The following is a 17,540-nucleotide window of genomic DNA, read 5'->3' on the forward strand; positions in this document are numbered from 1 at the left end:
CACCGCACTCGCAACCCACTTCCCGAGGAGAATAGGATGTCCCGCCTCCTAACGACAATCGCGGCAGGCCTGCTGGCCGCGCTGGCGATCGCGCCGGCGTCGGCGCAGGAGAAGGTCGTGAACGTCTACAACTGGTCCGACTACATCGACGAGTCGGTGCTGGAGGAGTTCACCAAGGAAACCGGCATCAAGGTCCGGTACGACGTCTTCGACTCGAACGAGGTGCTGGAGACCAAGCTCCTCGGCGGCAAGACCGGCTACGACGTGGTGGTGCCGACCGGCTCCTTCCTGCAGCGCCAGATCCAGGCCGGCGTGTTCCTGAAGCTCGACAAGGCCAAGCTGCCGAACATCCAGTATCAGTGGCCGCTGATCTCCGACCGCCTTGCGGTCTACGATCCCGGCAACGAATACGCCGTGAACTACATGTGGGGCACCACCGGCATCGGCATGAATGTCGACAAGGTGAAGGAGCGCCTCGGCGACATCCCGCTCAACAGCTGGGACATCATCTTCAAGCCGGAAATCCTGAAGAAGCTGAAGGATTGCGGCATCTACATGCTCGACGGCCCGGAGGAGATCATTCCCACCGCGCTGCGCTATCTCGGCAAGGACCCGAACTCGAAGGACCCGAAGGACATCGAGGAGGCCGGCAAGCTGCTGGCCAAGATCCGCCCCTTCATCAAGAAGTTCGATAGCTCGGGCTACATCAACGCGCTTGCCGGCGGCGACATCTGCATCGCCACGGGCTGGTCGGGCGACGTGTTCCAGGCCAAGGCCCGCGCCGAGGAAGCCGCCGAGAAGACCGGCAAGCCGGCGATCAACATCGAGTACGTCATCCCGAAGGAAGGCGCGCTGATGTGGTTCGACAACTTCGCCATCCCGAAGGATGCCCCGCATCCCGACGAGGCGCTGGCCTTCATCAACTTCATGATGAAGCCCGAGATCGCGGCGAAGAACTCGAACTACATCTCCTACGCCAGCGGCAGCGAGGGTGCGCAGCAGTTCATCGACAAGGCGATCCTCGACAATCCGGCGATCTACCCGGACAAGGAGACGCAGGGCAAGCTGTTCACCGTCACCACCTATCCCCAGAAGGTGCAGCGCGTCGTTACCCGCACCTGGAGCGACTTCAAGCGCGGCAAGTGACCGGCGAGCCCGCAGGCCACCGGTTTGCAAGAATGCGAAAGGCGCCCTGCGGGGCGCCTTTTTCGTTTGGTCATCCCTTGCTGTCATTCCGGCCGAGCGGAGCGAGAGCCGGAATCGCGTGCCGACGGAGCGTCCCGATCGCGCGGGCGATCCCGGATCGGCCTTCGGTCATCCGGGATGACGGATGGGGAAGGGGCGGCGTCGCGCCGCCGTCACGCTGTCCCCGCCGCCTACATCCGCCAGCGCTTGTAGAACCAGGTCCACTGGTCGGGGTGCTCACGCACCCAGGCCTCGACTACCGAGGTGATCGCCTGCATGGCGCCATCCACGTCGATGCGCCCGCTGGCGTCGCGCGGCAGGTCGAGGGCGGGGGTGCACTGGATGCGGAAGCGGCCTTCGGGCAGGCGGATGACGCGCACCCCGTGCACCGGGCACTCGTAGAGCCGGGCGAGGCGGGCGATGGTGGGATTGGACGAGCAGGGCTGCCCGAAGAACTGCACCGTCGGCCCGCCGCGCCGTGCCTGATCCACCAGAATGCCCAGATGCTTGCCCTGATCGAGCACGGCGGCGAGCTCGAACACCGCGACATGCGAGGCGGCGACCAGGTTTCCCATAACCTGGCTGCGGGCGTTGAACAGCAGGTCGGCAAAGAAGGAATTGTCCGGCGCGCGGAACAGCACCGCGCTGTTCAGCCCCTGCGCCGCTGCCGCGATGGCCGGCAGCTCCCAGTTGGCGAGATGGGCGGTGAAGACGAGGGCCGGCTTGCCGTCGATCCGCATGGCCACGAAGTTCGAGACGCCCGTGGTCTCGATCCGGCTCTTCGACGGCTCCCACATATTGTACTGCCAGATGCGGTCGAGATGGACGAACTCGCCCGCCATGCGGCCGAGATTGTCCCACATGCCGACCGCGATCGCCTCGCGCTCGGCCTCGGTCTTCTCGGGGTAGGCGCGGCGCAGATTGTTGAGCGTGACCCGGTGGATCGAGGTGTAAGGCCCGATCATGCGGGCCCAGAAGCCGCCGTTCCACGAGGCAAAGCGTGGCGGCTGCAGGCGCAGCAGCCGCATGAGCGTCCACACGCTCGCCGACAGGGTGGCATCGCGCAGCCGGAGGTGCCAGGGGCGGGCAGGGGGCATCGGGAGGCCGGGTTGTCGGGACGGGTCCGCGTTCAGAAGGTGATGACGACCTTGCCGAAGACGCGGCGGGTTTCCAGACGCTCCAGCCCAGCGCCGAAATCCTCCAGCGGGTACTGGGAATCGATCACCGGCAGCACGCCGCGCTCCATGCGCTTGAGCCCGTCGGCTATGGCGCGGATGGGCGCGCCGAAGGAGCCGATGATGCGATACTGGCGCTGGAAGAGCTGCATCAGGTTCATGTTCACCGACACGCCCGAGGTCGAGCCGCAGGTGACGAGGCGCGCGCCCGGCCGCATGGAGAGCAGCGAGCCGTTCCACGTCTCGGCGCCGACATGCTCGAACACGACGTCGACGCCCTTCTTCTTGGTGATCTTGCGCACCTCGTGCTCGAAGCGGTCGGTGCGGTAGTTGATGGCGTGGTCGGCGCCGAGCGCCAGCGCCTTGGCGCATTTCTCGTCGTCGCCGGCGGTGGTGATGACGGTGCAGCCGATCTCCTTCGCCATGCGGATCGCCACCGTGCCGATGCCCGAACCGGCGGCGTGCACCAGCACGGTCTCGCCCGGCTCCAGCTTGGCGTTGTCGAACAGCATGTGCTCGACGGTGGAGAAGGTGACGGGCGCGGTGGCCGCGTCGGCCCAGGAGATGCCCTCCGGGATCGGCACGCAGAGCCGGTCCTTGATGTTCAGCGTGTCGCGGGCGAAGCCGTCGACATGGAAGCCCATGACGCCGGCGACCTCCTCGCAGAGATTGTCGCGGCCCTGCCGGCACATGCGGCACTGGCCGCAGGTCAGCGCGCCGTACATGGCGACCTTGGAGCCCGGCTTGAAGCGGGTGACGCCCTCGCCGACGGCCGTGACCTCGCCCACCGCCTCGGCGCCGACGACGAGCGGCATCTTGCGCTTGGCGAAGGCCATGCCGCGCCAGCCCCACACGTCGATATGGTTCAGCGCGAGCGCCTTGACGGAGACCTGCACCTCGCCCGCTTCCGGCGCGCCGGGCTCCGGCAGGTCGGTGAGGATGAGTTCGCGGTCGGACACCAGCTGAAGCGCGCGCATGGACAACTCCGGGCAATGGCGGCGGAGGGGCCGCCCATCGCCTCATACGAGGAAAGGGCGCAGCCGGATGCCGCCGGAAGGACGAGGGTGGATAGCTAAATCAGCGCTGGATGGCTAGTGCGGCGGTGAGGCCGCCATCCACCGGCAGGGTCGCGCCGGTGACGTAGGCGGCGCCCGGCGACAGCAGGAAGGAGACAACCCCCGCCACGTCCTCGGGCCGCGCGAAGCGGCCGGCCGGGATCTGCTTCTCGACATTGGCGCGATAGGCGGCATAGGGCGCCAGCATCGCCGTGTCGACGAAGCCGGGGGCGACGACGTTCACCGTCACGCCGCGCCGCGCGCTCTCGATGGCGAGCGTACGGCAATAGCCGGCCAGCGCCGCCTTGGAGCCGGCATAGATGGCGTTGCCGGCATTGGCGACGTCGGCGGCGATGGAGCCGATGGCGACGATGCGCCCGGCGCGGGCGCGCGTCATCGGCCGCACCAGCGCGCCCACCAGCTTCACGAAAGACCAGTAATTCACCTGCATGAGCTGCTCGGCGCGGTGCTGGTCGACGATGGCCGCCAGCGTGTCGTAGCTCATGCCGGCATTGTGGATGAAGCCGTAATAGGCCGGCTCCTCGGCGATGATCGCGGCGAAGGCTTCGACGGCCGCCTTGTCGGCGAGGTCGAGCGCGCGCGCCTCGACGGCGGCGTCGGCCTTCTCGGCCTTGATGCCGGCGATGAGCGCCTGCGCCTCGGCTTCCGCCGTGCGCACGGTGAACACCACCTCGAAGCCCGCCAGCGCGAGCGCACGCACGATGGCGGCGCCGACGCCGCGACCGCCGCCGGTGACGAGGACACGCTGGCTCATGGACGCATTCTCATGGACGCATTCCTTTCCTCGCCGCGCTGGCCTGCGGGCGCGGGCGGCGCGAAACGACAGTGGCCGGGACAGGCCCGGCCACCGCGTTCGTCATGTGAAGAGGCTTGCCCGTCACGCCGGCTCGCCGGTGATGACGAGGGCGACGTTCTGGCCGCCGAAGCCGAAGGAGTTCGACATCACCCGGCGCACCTGCGCGTCGCGGGCGACGTTGGGCACCACATCGAGCGGGATCGCGGGATCGGGCACTTCGTAGTTGATGGTCGGCGGGATGCGCCCATTGCGGACGGTCAGCAGCGAGATCACCGCCTCGATGGCGCCGGCGGCGGTCAGCGTGTGGCCGATCATCGACTTGTTGGACGACAGCGGGATGGAACCCAGCCGCTCGCCGAACACCGCGCTCATGCCGGTGAACTCCATGCGGTCGTTCTCCGGCGTCGAGGTGCCGTGGGCGTTGATGTAGTCGATGTCGTCCGGGCTCACGCCGGCATCCGACAGCGCCGCACGCATGCAGCCGATCACCGGCTTGGCATCCGGCGAGGAGCGGGTGCGGTGGAAGCTGTCGGCCATCTCGCCGACGCCCTCGACCACGCCGATGATGTTCGCCCCGCGCGCGACCGCGTGCTCCAGGCTCTCCAGCACCAGCGCGCCGGCGCCTTCCGCGATGATGAAGCCGTCGCGGTTCTTGGAGAACGGGCGCGAGGCGGCTTCCGGCACCTCGTTATTGGTCGAAAGCGCCGAGAGCAGCGAGAAGCGGATCAGCGCCTCGGCCGTCACCGAACCGTCGGTGGCGATAGAGAGCGCCGCGTCGCAGTCGCCGCGCCGGATCGCCTCGACCGCGAGCTGGATCGAGGTGTTGCCCGAGGCGCAGGCGGTGGAAAGGGAGATCGGCTGGCCCCGCGTGCCGAAACGGTCGGCGAGGTGGTCGGCGATGGAGCCGTAAAGGAAGCGCTCGTGCCAGGCGTCGTGGCCGTTGGCTTCCGCCGCGCGCAGCAGGTCGTCATAGGTCACGGCGGCATTCGGCGCGGCCTCCTGCGCCAGGATGCGGCGCTGCGGCCATTCCAGCTCGATGGGCGGCACGGCGCAGAAGAGCGGGCCGGGGAAACGGCCCTTCGCGCCGATGCCCGATTCGGCGATGGCTTCCTCGGCCGCCAGCGTCGCCAGTTCCTCGGAGAGGTCGGGCGCCGTGGTCGAGCTCTTCGGCAGGTAATCCACCGTGCCGGCGATGGTGGTGCGCATGCCGTCGATGGGGAAGCGGGTGATGCGGTGGATGCCGGAAGTACCGGCCGTCAGCTTCGCCCAGTTGTCCTGCTTGCCCTGTCCGAGCGAGGTGACGAGCCCCGCGCCGGTAACGACGACGATCGGCCGACCGGCCTTGTCGGTATAGGAAGCCATGATCTGCTCCTCGGAAGCGATGCGCTTCCGCCTTGTGCGAGGTCAGTCGACGCGCTCGACCAGCGCGACGCCTTCCCCACGCCAATGCCCCACTGCGGTGACGATGGCACGGGAAAGCGTGCCGTCGAAAGGCTTTTCCAGCGGCTCGCCGGCGAGCGGGGCGAAAAGCCGCCCCTCGGCGACGCACAGCGCGGCGAGCGCCAGCGCGACCGGCATCTGCGCCTCCAGCCCGTGGCCGACGCGATCCGTCACCGAGCGCACCGGCAGGCCGGAGCGGGCCAGCACGGCGGCTTCCGCCTGGGTCGGCTCGGGCGCGCCGCAGGCGGCGGAGAGAATGGCGGTGCCTTCGGTGACGCCGGCCTCAGCCGTCTTCACGAGCTGCTCGATCACCGCCTCGACGGCGCCCGGCTCGTTACGCTGCGCACGCTCGGACCACACGCCGGAGAGCTTGGCGATGGGCTTGGCGCCGCGAGCGGTCGCGTGCTCGGGCGATTCCAGCACCAGGAAGGCGCCGGCCGAACCGGTCGGCACGCCCTTAGGATCGGCCAGCACCGGCGCCCAGGGGGCGTGGCGGGCGAGGCGCTTGAGCGCGAAGAGCAGCAGCATGTCGCGCCGCTCGGCATTGTAGGCGCCGCCGACGAGGGCGATCTCGCTGGTGCCGGCCGCGATGCGCGACCAGCCGATGCGCACCGCGTCGGTGCCCGAGCTTTCCTCGCCCATGAAGGTGCGCGAGGAGCCGGTGACGCCGTGCACAATGGAGATGTTGCCGGCCAGAAGGTTGGAGAGCTGGGCCAGGAACAGCGTCGGGCGCAGGTTCGACTGGAGCTGCTCGTTGAGGAAGACGTCGGGCTTGGGCTGCTTCTCGATCTCGGTGAGGATGGCGCCGTCGACCGTCTGGTCGCGCTCGCCGCCGCCCGCCGCCACCACCATGTCGGTGGTGCCCAGAATGTCCTTGTCGCCCTTGATGCCGGCGGAATCGAGCGCAAGGCCGGCCGCGTAGGTGCCGATGCGCTGCCACGGCTCCATCTGCCGCTGGTCGCCCTTCTTGGGGATCTGCGCGTCGAAATTGATCTTCGCCAGCGGGTGGACGAGGTAGGGCGCGAAGCTCTCCTCGTCGATCACCGTGGTGCCGGCAGACAGCGCTTCCCAATGGGCGATCGGGCCTTCACCCAGCGAGGAGACGATCCCGATGCCGGTGATCCAGACGTCGCGACGATCAGACATGCGTCAGGCTTTCAGACATGCGTCAGGCTTTCCTGGCACGCCCCTTCGCCGGCGGCCGGCGCGTCGCCCATCGGCATGCCGATGCGCTTGGCGGTCGACAGCAGGTAGCCGCGCAGCTCGGGCGCCGGGAAGGGCATGGTCTTGAGGGTTATATCGGCGTTGCAGACGAGCTTGCCCTCGACCCTGCCCTCGGCCTTGAGCCGGGCATAGCCCGAGCCGTCATGTTCGAGGCGGGAGAACACCTCGATCACCTGACCGGGGGTCACGAAGGTGCGCAGCTTGCCCTTGTCGACCGAGGCGAGGAACGCCATGCGGTCGTAATTGTGCAGGCGCAGCGCCAGCATGCCGCTGGTCTGCGCCATGATCTCGAACAGCAGCACGCCGGGCAGCAGCGGGTGGCCGGGGAAATGGCCTTCGAAGATCGGGCTTTCGTCCGGGACCGTGTTGGCGGTCCGCAACGTGCGGGCCTCGAGATCGAGCTCGAGGACCTTGTCGATCATCTGGAAATATTCGAGCCGCATCACCCGGTCCTGCGCACGCGCCGTTGCCTGTCCGCGATCAGGCGGACTTGGCGGCGATCAGCTCGTCGATGCGGGCCACGAGATTCTTGAGCACGAAGTACTGCTCGGTGGTGGCCTTGCCCTCGTTCACTTCCTGCGTCCAGCTTTCCAGCGGAAGCTTGATGCCGAACGCCTTGTCGATGGCGAAGGCGATGTCGAGGAAGTCCAGGCTGTCGATGCCGAGATCGTCGATCGCGTGGCTCTCCGGCGTGATGTTCTCGCGCGGGATGTCGCACGTCTCGGCAATGATGTTGGCAACGGTCTCGAACGTGGTCGACATGAAAGGCCTCTGGTCTCGGCGGCCGCGTCCGGCCACGGTTGAATCGGTTCTCCGTCGCCGGGCGACGGCGTGACCCTTTAGATGATGACGGCCCGTATACCTAAGCGCGGACGGCTATTCAATGGCGCCGGCGTGGCAATCCTCGGCTGTGTGACATCCGTGCCGCCGCGTGGGGAACGGTCCTGTCATGGTCCGCGCACCGGATTCGTCCTATCGTTCCGGCAACGCAGCTTAGCGTCTTCGTGGGGGTGGTGTCATGGTCGCGATTTCGTTGGCCTTTTCGGGGCTTTCGCGGGTGGTGGCGGGTGCGGTGATCGTGGCGGCGCTGGCCGCTCCGGCGGCGGCGCAGACCGCGCCACCCGCCAAGCCTGCGGCGAGCGGCACGCAGCCTGCCAAGCCCGCCGCGAGCGGCGCCCAGCCGGCGAAGCCCCTGACCAATGCAGCCCAGCAGGCCGGAAAGGCGGCGTCGGACGCGCTGCCCGCCACCTATTCGCGCCCGGACCTCGTGGAGGCGGCGCGCCGGCTGCAGGCGCTGCTGCACCGCGACCGCTCCCCGCTCGCCAAGCCGGCCGCCCAGCTTCGCAAGGACGCCGATGCGGCGCTGGCGGCGGGCGATGCGCGCAGCGCGGCGGAGATCTATGGCCGGCTGGCGCAGGCGAGCCCGGCCGATGCCGGCCTGTGGCAGCGCCTCTCGCGTGCCCTCTCGCGCATCAAGCCGAAGGATGACGAGAACGCCGACACCTTCCTCGAACGCGCGCAGGCCGCGGCCTTCATCGCCTACCGCACCGCCGCCACCCGCGCCCAGCAGGCCGACGCGCTGTTCGCCATCGGGCATCTCTACGACCAGCGCTCGCTCTGGCGGCCGGCGCTCGACACGCTGGCGAGCGCGCTCGCCTATGTGGACGTGCCCGACCAGCGCGCCTTCTACGACAAGCTGCGCGAGGAGCGCGGCTTCCGCCTCCTCGACTACAGCGTCGATTCGGACGCGGCGAACCCGCGCATCTGCGTGCAATTCTCCGAGCCGCTGGCCGGCGGCGGTCAGGATTATTCGGCCTATGTGACGCTGAGCGGTCCCGGCGGGAAGATCGACAAGCCGGCGGTGACGAGCGAGGCGAGCCAGCTCTGCGTCGAGGGGCTGAAGCATGGCGAAAGCTATGAGATGAAGCTGCGGCAGGGGCTGCCGTCCTCCATCGCCGCCGAGCCGCTGCGCGAGAGCGCCGACCTCACCATCTATGTGCGCGACCGCAAGCCGGGCGTGCGCTTCACCGGCCGCAGCTACGTGCTGCCGCGCACCGGCCCGCGGGGCATTCCGGTGGTGAGCGTGAACACCTCGCGCGTCGGGGTCGAGATGTTCCGCATCGGCGACCGCAGCCTGATTCCGACCGCGCTCGACGGCGATTTCCGCCGCGACATCGCGGGCTACGACGTCCAGCAACTCAAGGACGGCAAGGCCGAGCTTGTGTTCAAGGGCGAGCTCGACACCGCCTCGCCGCTCAACGAGGACGTCACCACCTCGCTGCCCGTCGACGAGGCGGTGGGCATGCTGGCGCCCGGCGTCTATGCGCTCACGGCCCGTCCGGCGGGCGAGGCCGCCGACCCGAACGACGACTGGGGCTCGCGCGCGACGCAGTGGTTCGTCGTCTCCGATCTCGGCCTCACCGCGCTTTCGGGCAGCAACGGGCTGACCGTTCTGGTGCGCGCGCTCGGCAGCGCGCAGCCGCTGGAAGGCGTCGAACTGCGCCTGCTCGCCAAGTCGAACGAGGTGCTGGCGACCGCCCGCACGGATGCGAGCGGCACGGGCACCTTCGATGCCGGGATGATGCGCGGCAAGGACGGCTTCGCGCCCACCGTCGTGGTGGCGCAGGCGAAGGAGGGCGACTACGCCTTCCTCTCGCTGGACGACCAGGCGTTCGACCTCACCGACCGGGGTGTGGGTGGGAGGGCGGCGCCGGAGAAGCTCGACGCCTTCGTCACCACCGAGCGCGGCGTCTATCGCTCCGGCGAGACGGTGCACGTCACCGCGCTGCTGCGCGCGCCCCAGGTGGCGGCGGCGCGCGGCATCCCGCTCACCCTCGTGCTGAAGCGCCCCGACGGCGTGGAGGAGCGCCGCGTGCTGGCGGAGGATGCCGGCGCGGGCGGGCGGACAGTCGGCTTCGCGCTTATGGGCGACGCCATGACGGGCACCTGGCGCGTGGAGGCTTATGCCGACCCGCGCGGCGCCCCGACCGGTGCGACCACCTTCCTGCTGGAAGACTATGTGCCCGAGCGGCTGGCGCTCGACATCTCCTCTGCCGCCACGGATATTGCGCCGGGCACGCCGGTGACGGTGGCGGCGGACGGGCGCTGGCTGTTCGGCCCGCCGGCCGCCGGCCTCGATGTCGAGGGCGAGATCGAAGTGCGCGTCGCCGACCAGCGCCCCGGTCTTGCCGGCTGGCGCTTCGGCCGGCCGGATGACGGCTTCACGCCGGTGCGCGAGCCGCTCGCCGCCTCCGCCGTGACGGATGCGCAGGGCAAGGCGAGCCTTGCCGCCAGCCTGCCCACGCTGCCGCCGAGCGCCCGCCCGCTGGAGGCGGAGATCTTCGTGTCACTCAATGAAGGGGGCGGGCGGGCGGTGCGCCGCTCGCTGGTGCTGCCGGTGCGGCCCAATGGCGTCGGCATCGGTGTGAAACCGCTCTTCGAAGGCGCCGGCCCGGGCGAGAACGCGCAGGCGGGCTTCGAGGTGCAGGCCTTCGACGCTGCCGGCGCGCCGGTGGCGCTCAAAGCCGGGCGATGGGCGCTCTATCGGCTGGAGACGCGCTACCAGTGGTATCGCCTCGGCGGCGCCTGGGATTTCGAGCCGGTAGAAAGCGTCGCCAAGGTCGCCGACGGCGCGGTGGAACTCACCGGCGGCGTGCCGGCGCGGCTCAGCGTGCCGGTCGGCTGGGGCCGCTACCGGCTGGAGGTGAGCGACGGGCGCATCGCCACCGCCGTGCCCTTCGAGGCCGGCTGGGGCGGCGGGGCCACCGCCGACGCGCCCGACCGGCTCGACGTCGGGCTCGACAAGTCCCAGTACAATGACGGCGAGACCGTGAGGGTGAACCTCACCAGCCGCTATGCCGGCTCGGCCACCGTGCTCATCGTCGGCGACGGCGTGCTCGCCTCGAAGACGCTGGACGTTCCCGCCGGCGACAGCGCGGTGGAGTTCACGGCCACCGCCGGCTGGGCGCCGGGCGCCTATGCGCTCGCCTTCCTGCACCGTCCGCTGGATGTCGCCGCCGGCCGCAATCCCGGCCGCGCCATCGGCCTCGCCTGGTTCGGCGTCGACCGCGCGCAGCGCGTGCTGGACGTGAAGCTCGACGCGCCCTCGCTGGTGCGGCCGGAGACCACGCTCTCCGTGCCGGTGCGCATCACCGGTGCCGGCAAGGGCGAGGCCTATGTGACGCTGGCGCTGGTCGATGTCGGCATTCTCAACCTCACCGCCTTCAAGACGCCGGACCCCGACGGCTTCTATCTGAGCCAGCGCGCGCTCGGCACGCAGGTGCGCGACTTCTACGGCCAGCTCATCGACGGCATGCTGGGCACGCGCGGCCGGCTGCGCGCGGGCGGCGACGCCATGGAAGGCGGGCTGCAGGCCGAGCCGCCGACGCAGCCCCCGCTCGCCCTGTTCTCGGGCCTCGTGAAGCTCGACGGCGAGGGCCGGGGAACGGTCGACTTCACCATCCCGCCCTTCGACGGCACCGGCCGGCTGATGGCGGTGGCGTGGTCGGAGGCGGCGGTCGGCCATGCGCAGGCCGATGTCGTCATTCGCGATCCCGTCGTCATCACGGCGACGCTGCCGCGCTTCCTCGCCGCCGGCGACCGCTCGACGCTCAACCTCGCCATTGCCAATGTCGACGGCGAGGCCGGCGACTATGCGCTCGACGTGGTGACGGACGGGCCGATCTCGGTCGCCAGCGCGCCGAAGACGGTGCCGCTGGAGAAGGGCGGCCGGCAGGCGTTCAACCTTCAACTTCAGGGCACCGGCATTGGCGAGGCGGAACTCTCCGTCCGCCTGTCAGGCCCCGGCGGGCTCGCCATCGCGCGCGACTACCGGCTCGACCTGCGCCCCGCCTATCCCGCGATCTCCCGCCGCAGTGTCGACACGCTGGCGCCGGGCGAGAGCCTGACGCTGAGCCGCGACCTCGTGGCCGACCTCGTGCCGGGGCGCGGCGGGGTCAGCGTCTTCGCCGGGCTCGATCCGGCGCTCGACGTGCCGGCGCTGATCGGCGCGCTCGACCGCTATCCCTTCGCCTGTTCCGAGCAGCTCACCAGCCGCGCGCTGCCGCTGCTCTATCTCTCCGACTTCGGCCCGCCGGCGCGTTTCCGGCTCGGGCAGGAGCCGGCCGAGACCATCCGCAACGCCATTGCCCGCCTCCTCGCGCGGCAGGGTTCGGACGGCTCCTTCGGACTGTGGGAGGCGGGCGGCAACGATCTGTGGCTCGACGCCTATGTCACCGATTTCCTCACCCGCGCCCGCGAGAAGGGCCATGCCGTGCCCGAGCAGCCCTTCGCCATGGCGCTCGACCGGCTGCGCAACGCGCTCGCCTATGCTGGCGACGGCGCCACCGACGACGGCACCGCCTATGCGATCTATGTTCTGGCGCGCAACGGCCGGGCGCCCCTGGGCGATCTGCGCTACATCGCCGACGCCAAGCTGGAGGAGGTGGGGAGCGCCTTCGCGCGCGGCCAGCTCGCCGCCTCGCTCGCTCTGCTGGGCGACAAGGGGCGGGCGGAGAAGGTGTTCGGCGCGGCGCTCGAACTGCTGCCGGACGCGGCGGAGACGGTGGCGACCGGCCGGCCGGATTTCGGCTCCATCCTGCGCGACGCCGCCGGGGTGGCGACGCTCGCCTCGGAAGCCGGCTTTACCGGCAAGGCGCGCACGGCGCGGGCGCGCATCGCCACCGCCTTCGTCGATGCCGGCCCGACCTCGACGCAGGAAGATGCGTGGCTGCTGCTCGCCGCCCGCGCGGCGCGCGAGGGGCGCGGTATCGCGGTCGATGTCGACGGGCGCGCGCAGACCGGCATTTACGAGCGCACGCTGACGCCGGACGAACTCGCCAAGCCCATCGTGCTGACCAATCGCGGCACCGCGCCGCTCGAGGTCGCCGTCTCCATCGACGGCCCGCCGGCGACGCCCGAGCCGGCGGCGGCGAACGGCTTCGCGCTGACGCGCAGCTACTTCACGCTGGAGGGCCAGCCGGCCGACCCGGCGAAGGTGGCGCAGAACCAGCGGCTCGTCGTGCTGCTGGAGGCGCAGGAGGACGAGGCCGGGCCGAGCCACGTGCTGCTGGTCGATCACCTCCCGGCGGGCTTCGAGATCGACAATCCGAGCCTTGCCGTCGGCTCGGATGTCGGCGTGCTGTCCTGGCTCGGCGACACCACCCAGCCGGCGCATGCCGAGTTCCGCGATACCTTCTTCGCGGCCGCCTTCGATCTCACCCAGGGCTCGGAGGAGGCGCAGGCGTTGCGCGTCGCCTATATCGTGCGCGCCGTCTCGCCGGGCAGCTACGCCCATCCCCCCGCCATCGTCGAAGACATGTACCGCCCCGGCCGCTTCGCCCGTACGGCGGCGGGACGCACCGAAGTGACGGGGCCGGCACGGTGAGGGCGCGGCGATGAAGGGCGTGGGGAGGGCGCGATGAGGGCGGCGCTGCGGCGCGGCGCCGGGCTCGCTGTGCTCGGTACGATGCTGGTGGCCGGCGGCAGCACCGCCTGGCTCGCCGGCGTGCGCGCGGCCGCGCCTCCCGCCCCGTCTCCCGCTCTCTCGGTCGAGGTGCTGGACCGCGAGGGAAGGCTGCTGCGACCCTTTGCGCTCAAGGACGGGCGCTGGCGGCTCAAGGCGGAGCCGGGCGAGGTCGACCGGCGCTATGTCGACATGCTGGTCGCCTATGAGGACCGCCGCTTCTGGCAGCATGGCGGCGTCGATCCGCTCGCCCTGCTGCGCGCGGCCGGGCAGATGCTGGTGCATGGACGGATCGTCTCCGGCGGCTCGACGCTGACCATGCAGGTGGCGCGGCTGCTGGAGCCGCGCGCGGGCGGTGGCACGCTTGCGAAGATCGGCGCCAAGCTTTCCGAAATGCGCCGCGCCATCGAGCTGGAGGCGCGGCTTTCCAAGCGCGAGATCCTCGGCCTCTATCTCACGCTGGCGCCCTATGGCGGCAATATAGAAGGCGTGCGCGCGGCGAGCCTCGCCTGGTTCGGCAAGGAGCCGCGCCGGCTGACGTTGGCCGAGGCGGCGCTGCTGGTGTCGCTGCCGCAGGCGCCCGAGGCCCGCCGACCCGACCGCAACCCCGAGCGCGCCGACCTCGCCCGCGACAAGGTGCTGGCGCGGCTCGCCGAGGCCGGCCTGTTCGGCGCGCCGGAGGCGGAGTTCGCCCACCGCGCGCCCCTGCAGGCACGGCGCCTCGCCCTGCCGATGCTGGCCGCACATGCGGCGGAGGCGGCGCGCCGCGAGCGCCCGGCGGCGCGCGAGCACCGCCTTGCCATCGACGCGGTGGCGCAGGCGCGGCTGGAGGAACTGGCCGGCGAGCGGGTGCGCGAGCTCGGGCCCGGCGTGTCGCTCGCCATGGTGATGGTCGACAATGCGAGCGGCGAGGTGCTGGCCCGCGTCAGCGGCGCCGATCCTCTGGACGCCGCCCGCGCCGGCGCCGTCGACCTGACGCGCGCCCAGCGCTCGCCCGGTTCGACACTGAAGCCCTTCATCTACGGCCTCGCCTTCGAGGACGGCTTGGCCCACCCCGAGACGCTGATCGAGGACCGGCCTGCGCGCTTCGGCGCCTATCGCCCGCGCAATTTCGATCGCGAGTATCAGGGCACGGTCTCGGTGCGGCAGGCGCTGCAACTCTCGCTGAACGTGCCCGCCGTGGTGCTTTTGCAGGCGGTGGGGCCGCAGCGCCTCGCCAGCCGGCTCGGCCAGTCCGGCTTCGCGCTGAAGCTGCCGCCCGGCGAGGTGCCGGGGCTGGCGGTGGGGCTGGGCGGCGCGGGCATAAGCCTCGACGCGCTGGCCGGCCTCTATGGCGGCATCGCCGATGGCGGGATGGCGCATCCGCTGCGCGAGCGGCTCGACGGGGGAACGACCGGAGGGGAGCGCGCGCGCCGGCTGATGAGCCCGGTGGCGGCCTGGTATCTCGCCGACACGCTGGCCGGCACGCCGGCGCCGCGCAACGAGCGGGCGGGGCGCATCGCTTTCAAGACCGGCACGTCCTTCGGCTACCGCGACGCCTGGGCGGTCGGCTTTGACGGGCGGCGGACGGTGGCGGTGTGGGTGGGCCGGCCGGACGGGCAGCCCGTGCCGGGCATGATCGGGCGCGAGGCGGCGGCGCCGATCCTGTTCGAGGCCTTTGCGCGCCTGATGACGCGGCCGGCGCCCTTCGGGCCGGTGCCGGGCGAGGCGATCGTCGCGCGAAATGCCGAGCTGCCGCCGCCGCTCCGACGCTTCGGCCGGATGGCGGGTCAGATCGGTGAGGGCGTGGGTCCCCGCATCGCGTTTCCGCCGGACGGGGCAAGTCTGGAGCGCGAGGCGGACGAGCCGCTGGCGCTGAAGGTCAGCGGCGGCACGGGCCGCCTGACGGTGTTCGTGGACGGCGTACCGGCCGGCGAGCCCGCCAATGCCGCCACGTTCTTCTGGCAGCCGGCGGGCGCAGGTTTCGTTCGCCTGACCGTGATGGACGCTGTGGGATCGTCCGACAGCGTCACCCTGCGTATTCGCGAACCGGCCGGATCAGCGGCCGGGACGATCAGCGGCCGCTGACGGCGGCGCGGGCGATGTCCTGGCGGGTCAGGCCACGCTTGGCGAGGGCGGCGTCCGAAAGGCGGGACAGGGCCTCGTAGCGCTGGGCGATCTGGCGGCCTTCGCTGACGGCTTCGAAGAAGGCGGCAACACTCTCGACGACGCGCGAGAAGAAGTCCGGCGAGCTGTGGCGGGAAAGGGTAACGGTGCTCATCGTGGTCTCCATTTCGTATTCTGTATGCCAGCAATATAGCCGCGCTTTCGCGCCGCAAAAGGCGGAATGCTGCATGACAGCACTGACAGGCATGCATGGGTTGGAGGTCCCGGAAATCCGCCAGAAACGACGAAAATAGGCAATTAAGGTATTATATTACCTTAATATTGCATTCAGTGCATGAATCGAGGTCGAAACCGGCGTCGGAGGTATGCCTGCAGCGGGCGGCGCTTACGCTCTGTTAACGTCCGCGATGGCGGCATGGATCGCGCGGCAATGGCGGACCAGATTCTCCGCCCCCTGCACGAAGCGCCGTAGCGGCGTGTCGATCTCGTAGAAGAGGATGTTGGCGACGAAGCCGTAGATAGCCGCGTCGAGGCGGGCCGGGCGGGGGCCGAACACATAGCCTTCCGCCGGCACCAGCCGCGCCAGCACGGCGAGATCGGCGAGGCCGCGTGCATAGGCGGCTTCCGGCGCGTAGCGGCCGATCCCCTGGAAATGGTAGCGCTGGGCATTGTAGTCCCGCGCCTGCTGCAGCACCTCGTCGGTCAGCTCCGGATGCTCGCGGCGCAGCGCGGCGCTGAACGCCGGCCAGAAGGCCGGGTCCTTCCAGCGCGAGTAGGACATCACCCAGTAGAGATCGTCGAGCAGGCGCGTCGCCATCAGCGTTGTGTCGTGCTGGGCCTGCGTCAGTCCGGCGTCGAGATCGATGCCGTGACGGGCAGCGAGATGGGCGAGGATGGCCTCGCTGTCGCCGACGATCTCGCCATCGTCGTCGATATAGGGAAGCTGGCCGCGCGGTGCCGCCGACGTATCGACCACGTGCCGGTGATCGAAGGGCAGGCCGGCCAGCCGCAGATAGGCGAAGACCTTCAGCCCATAGCCATTATTGTCCGCGACGCCGAAAAGCTCGGGATAGGAATAGAGCGTGATCAAGCGGGTGCCTCCGGCTCGCTGTGGCCGGCTCCGTGGTGCAGGGCGGCGGGGCGGCGGTCAAGCGCAACCGCGCTTCGGCGCAGGACGACAGGCGTGGAGCGGGCCTGTCGCACGAAGGCGAAGCACTCAAGGAAATGTCTTAGGAAAACAGGTTGGCTGGGGGACCAGGATTCGAACCTGGACTAACGGAGTCAGAGTCCGCAGTTCTACCGTTAAACTATCCCCCACCGAAGGCTCTGGAATTTCAGGGATTTACCTGCATTCGCAAGCCCGGCGGCCGGGTCGGCAGGACCCGGCGGCGAACGCGGGGGATATAGCGCCTCGCTCCTTCGCGGTCTACCCCCTCATGCACAGTTTCGATGACAGTTCCGCAACCGCGCCTGAAGCGGGAGCGCGCCGCGTCGAGCGCACGTTTCGCGCTGGCTTCGTTTCGGGCCGGCGGCGTAGTGTTCGCCCATCGCGTTCCACAGCCGGGATTTCTTACGATGGCCGAGGCAATCCGTTTCGTCCTTACCAATCTGCCGGCCTTCCTGTTCGTCATCGCCGTCGCGGCGGCCTTCATGACGGGCGGGGAGGAGCCGCTGCCGAACAGGTTGCTGCGCTGGCTGCTCCTGCTGCCGGTCGGCGTGGCCTCGCTGTGGGCGGGCCTCTTTCACGTGTTCTTTCCCGAAATCGCCGCGCAGTCGATCGGCTGGCAGGTGTCGCCCTTCCAGTTCGAGATCGGCGTCGCCGACCTCTCGATCGGCGTCGTGGCGGTGCTCGCCTTCTGGCGGAGCCTGCCATTCCAGGCCGCCGCCGCCTTGTACACGGCGCTGTTCTTCGCCGGCGTGGCCGTCGGCCATGTGCGCGAGGCGATCGACGCGCATGATTTCGCGCCGAACAATTTCGGACTGCTGCTGCTGATCACGGTGGTACAGGCCGTGCTGCTGCCGGCGCTCGTGGTGTGGGCCGGCCGCCACCGCGTGCGCGGCTGACACGTGGGCGC

The 17,540-nt window shown here is 70.1% G+C and carries 13 protein-coding genes and 1 tRNA gene; 4 read left to right on the forward strand and 10 right to left on the reverse strand.

The features are described 5' to 3' along the window. Positions 1-36: 36 nt before the first annotated feature. Entirely contained in the window at positions 37-1,146 is a 1,110-nt protein-coding gene (locus tag MWN33_RS17645; protein ID WP_247202364.1) for a polyamine ABC transporter substrate-binding protein, read from the forward strand. Positions 1,147-1,376: 230 nt separating this feature from the next. Here the strand turns inward: MWN33_RS17645 and MWN33_RS17650 are convergent, their stop codons facing one another. From MWN33_RS17650 to MWN33_RS17680, 7 genes are all read right to left on the reverse strand, one after another. Further along, the gene (locus MWN33_RS17650; RefSeq protein WP_247202365.1) at positions 1,377-2,282 is read right to left on the reverse strand and encodes a lipid A biosynthesis lauroyl acyltransferase; all 906 of its coding nucleotides are present in this window, start codon (positions 2,280-2,282) and stop codon (positions 1,377-1,379) included. A 32-nt stretch (positions 2,283-2,314) separates the two neighbouring features. After that, the gene (locus tag MWN33_RS17655; RefSeq protein ID WP_247202366.1) at positions 2,315-3,337 is read right to left on the reverse strand and encodes a zinc-binding dehydrogenase; all 1,023 of its coding nucleotides are present in this window, start codon (positions 3,335-3,337) and stop codon (positions 2,315-2,317) included. A gap of 100 nt (positions 3,338-3,437) precedes the next feature. After that, positions 3,438-4,190 (reverse strand): SDR family oxidoreductase, encoded by a 753-nt coding sequence (locus MWN33_RS17660; RefSeq protein ID WP_247202367.1) that lies wholly within the window; start codon positions 4,188-4,190, stop codon positions 3,438-3,440. A 123-nt stretch (positions 4,191-4,313) separates the two neighbouring features. Further along, complete coding sequence (locus MWN33_RS17665) at positions 4,314-5,594, reverse strand: beta-ketoacyl-ACP synthase (protein ID WP_247202368.1); 1,281 nt, start codon at positions 5,592-5,594, stop codon at positions 4,314-4,316. A 42-nt stretch (positions 5,595-5,636) separates the two neighbouring features. Further along, positions 5,637-6,818, reverse strand: coding sequence for a beta-ketoacyl-ACP synthase (locus MWN33_RS17670; RefSeq protein ID WP_247202369.1), 1,182 nt, complete (start codon positions 6,816-6,818; stop codon positions 5,637-5,639). Between the two features lie 11 nt (positions 6,819-6,829). After that, positions 6,830-7,339, reverse strand: coding sequence for a 3-hydroxyacyl-ACP dehydratase FabZ family protein (locus MWN33_RS17675; RefSeq protein ID WP_247202370.1), 510 nt, complete (start codon positions 7,337-7,339; stop codon positions 6,830-6,832). 37 nt (positions 7,340-7,376) lie between these two features. Further along, a complete protein-coding gene (locus tag MWN33_RS17680; RefSeq protein WP_152301647.1) occupies positions 7,377-7,658 on the reverse strand; it encodes an acyl carrier protein in 282 nt (93 codons plus the stop codon). Between the two features lie 256 nt (positions 7,659-7,914). On the opposite strand from MWN33_RS17680, the gene MWN33_RS17685 reads away from it, so the two are divergent. Next, entirely contained in the window at positions 7,915-13,281 is a 5,367-nt protein-coding gene (locus MWN33_RS17685) for an alpha-2-macroglobulin family protein (protein ID WP_247202371.1), read from the forward strand. A 33-nt stretch (positions 13,282-13,314) separates the two neighbouring features. Next, a complete protein-coding gene (gene pbpC, locus MWN33_RS17690; protein WP_247202372.1) occupies positions 13,315-15,426 on the forward strand; it encodes a penicillin-binding protein 1C in 2,112 nt (703 codons plus the stop codon). On the opposite strand, the gene MWN33_RS17695 is transcribed toward pbpC, so the two are convergent. From MWN33_RS17695 to MWN33_RS17705, 3 genes are all read right to left on the reverse strand, one after another. Continuing rightward, positions 15,413-15,619, reverse strand: coding sequence for a DUF1127 domain-containing protein (locus MWN33_RS17695; RefSeq protein ID WP_247202373.1), 207 nt, complete (start codon positions 15,617-15,619; stop codon positions 15,413-15,415). The two genes, pbpC and MWN33_RS17695, sit on opposite strands and share 14 nt — an antisense overlap. 231 nt (positions 15,620-15,850) lie before the next feature. Next, positions 15,851-16,555 carry a glutathione S-transferase C-terminal domain-containing protein gene (locus MWN33_RS17700; RefSeq protein ID WP_247202374.1) on the reverse strand — a complete coding sequence of 235 codons (705 nt, stop codon included), beginning with the start codon at positions 16,553-16,555 and terminating at the stop codon, positions 15,851-15,853. A gap of 153 nt (positions 16,556-16,708) precedes the next feature. Further along, positions 16,709-16,782, reverse strand: a tRNA-Gln gene (locus MWN33_RS17705). Between the two features lie 258 nt (positions 16,783-17,040). On the opposite strand from MWN33_RS17705, the gene MWN33_RS17710 reads away from it, so the two are divergent. Then, positions 17,041-17,529 (forward strand): DUF6790 family protein, encoded by a 489-nt coding sequence (locus MWN33_RS17710; RefSeq protein WP_247202375.1) that lies wholly within the window; start codon positions 17,041-17,043, stop codon positions 17,527-17,529. Positions 17,530-17,540 lie beyond the last annotated feature (11 nt).

The organism is Ancylobacter koreensis, assembly GCF_023016525.1.
Lineage (GTDB): Bacteria > Pseudomonadota > Alphaproteobacteria > Rhizobiales > Xanthobacteraceae > Ancylobacter > Ancylobacter koreensis.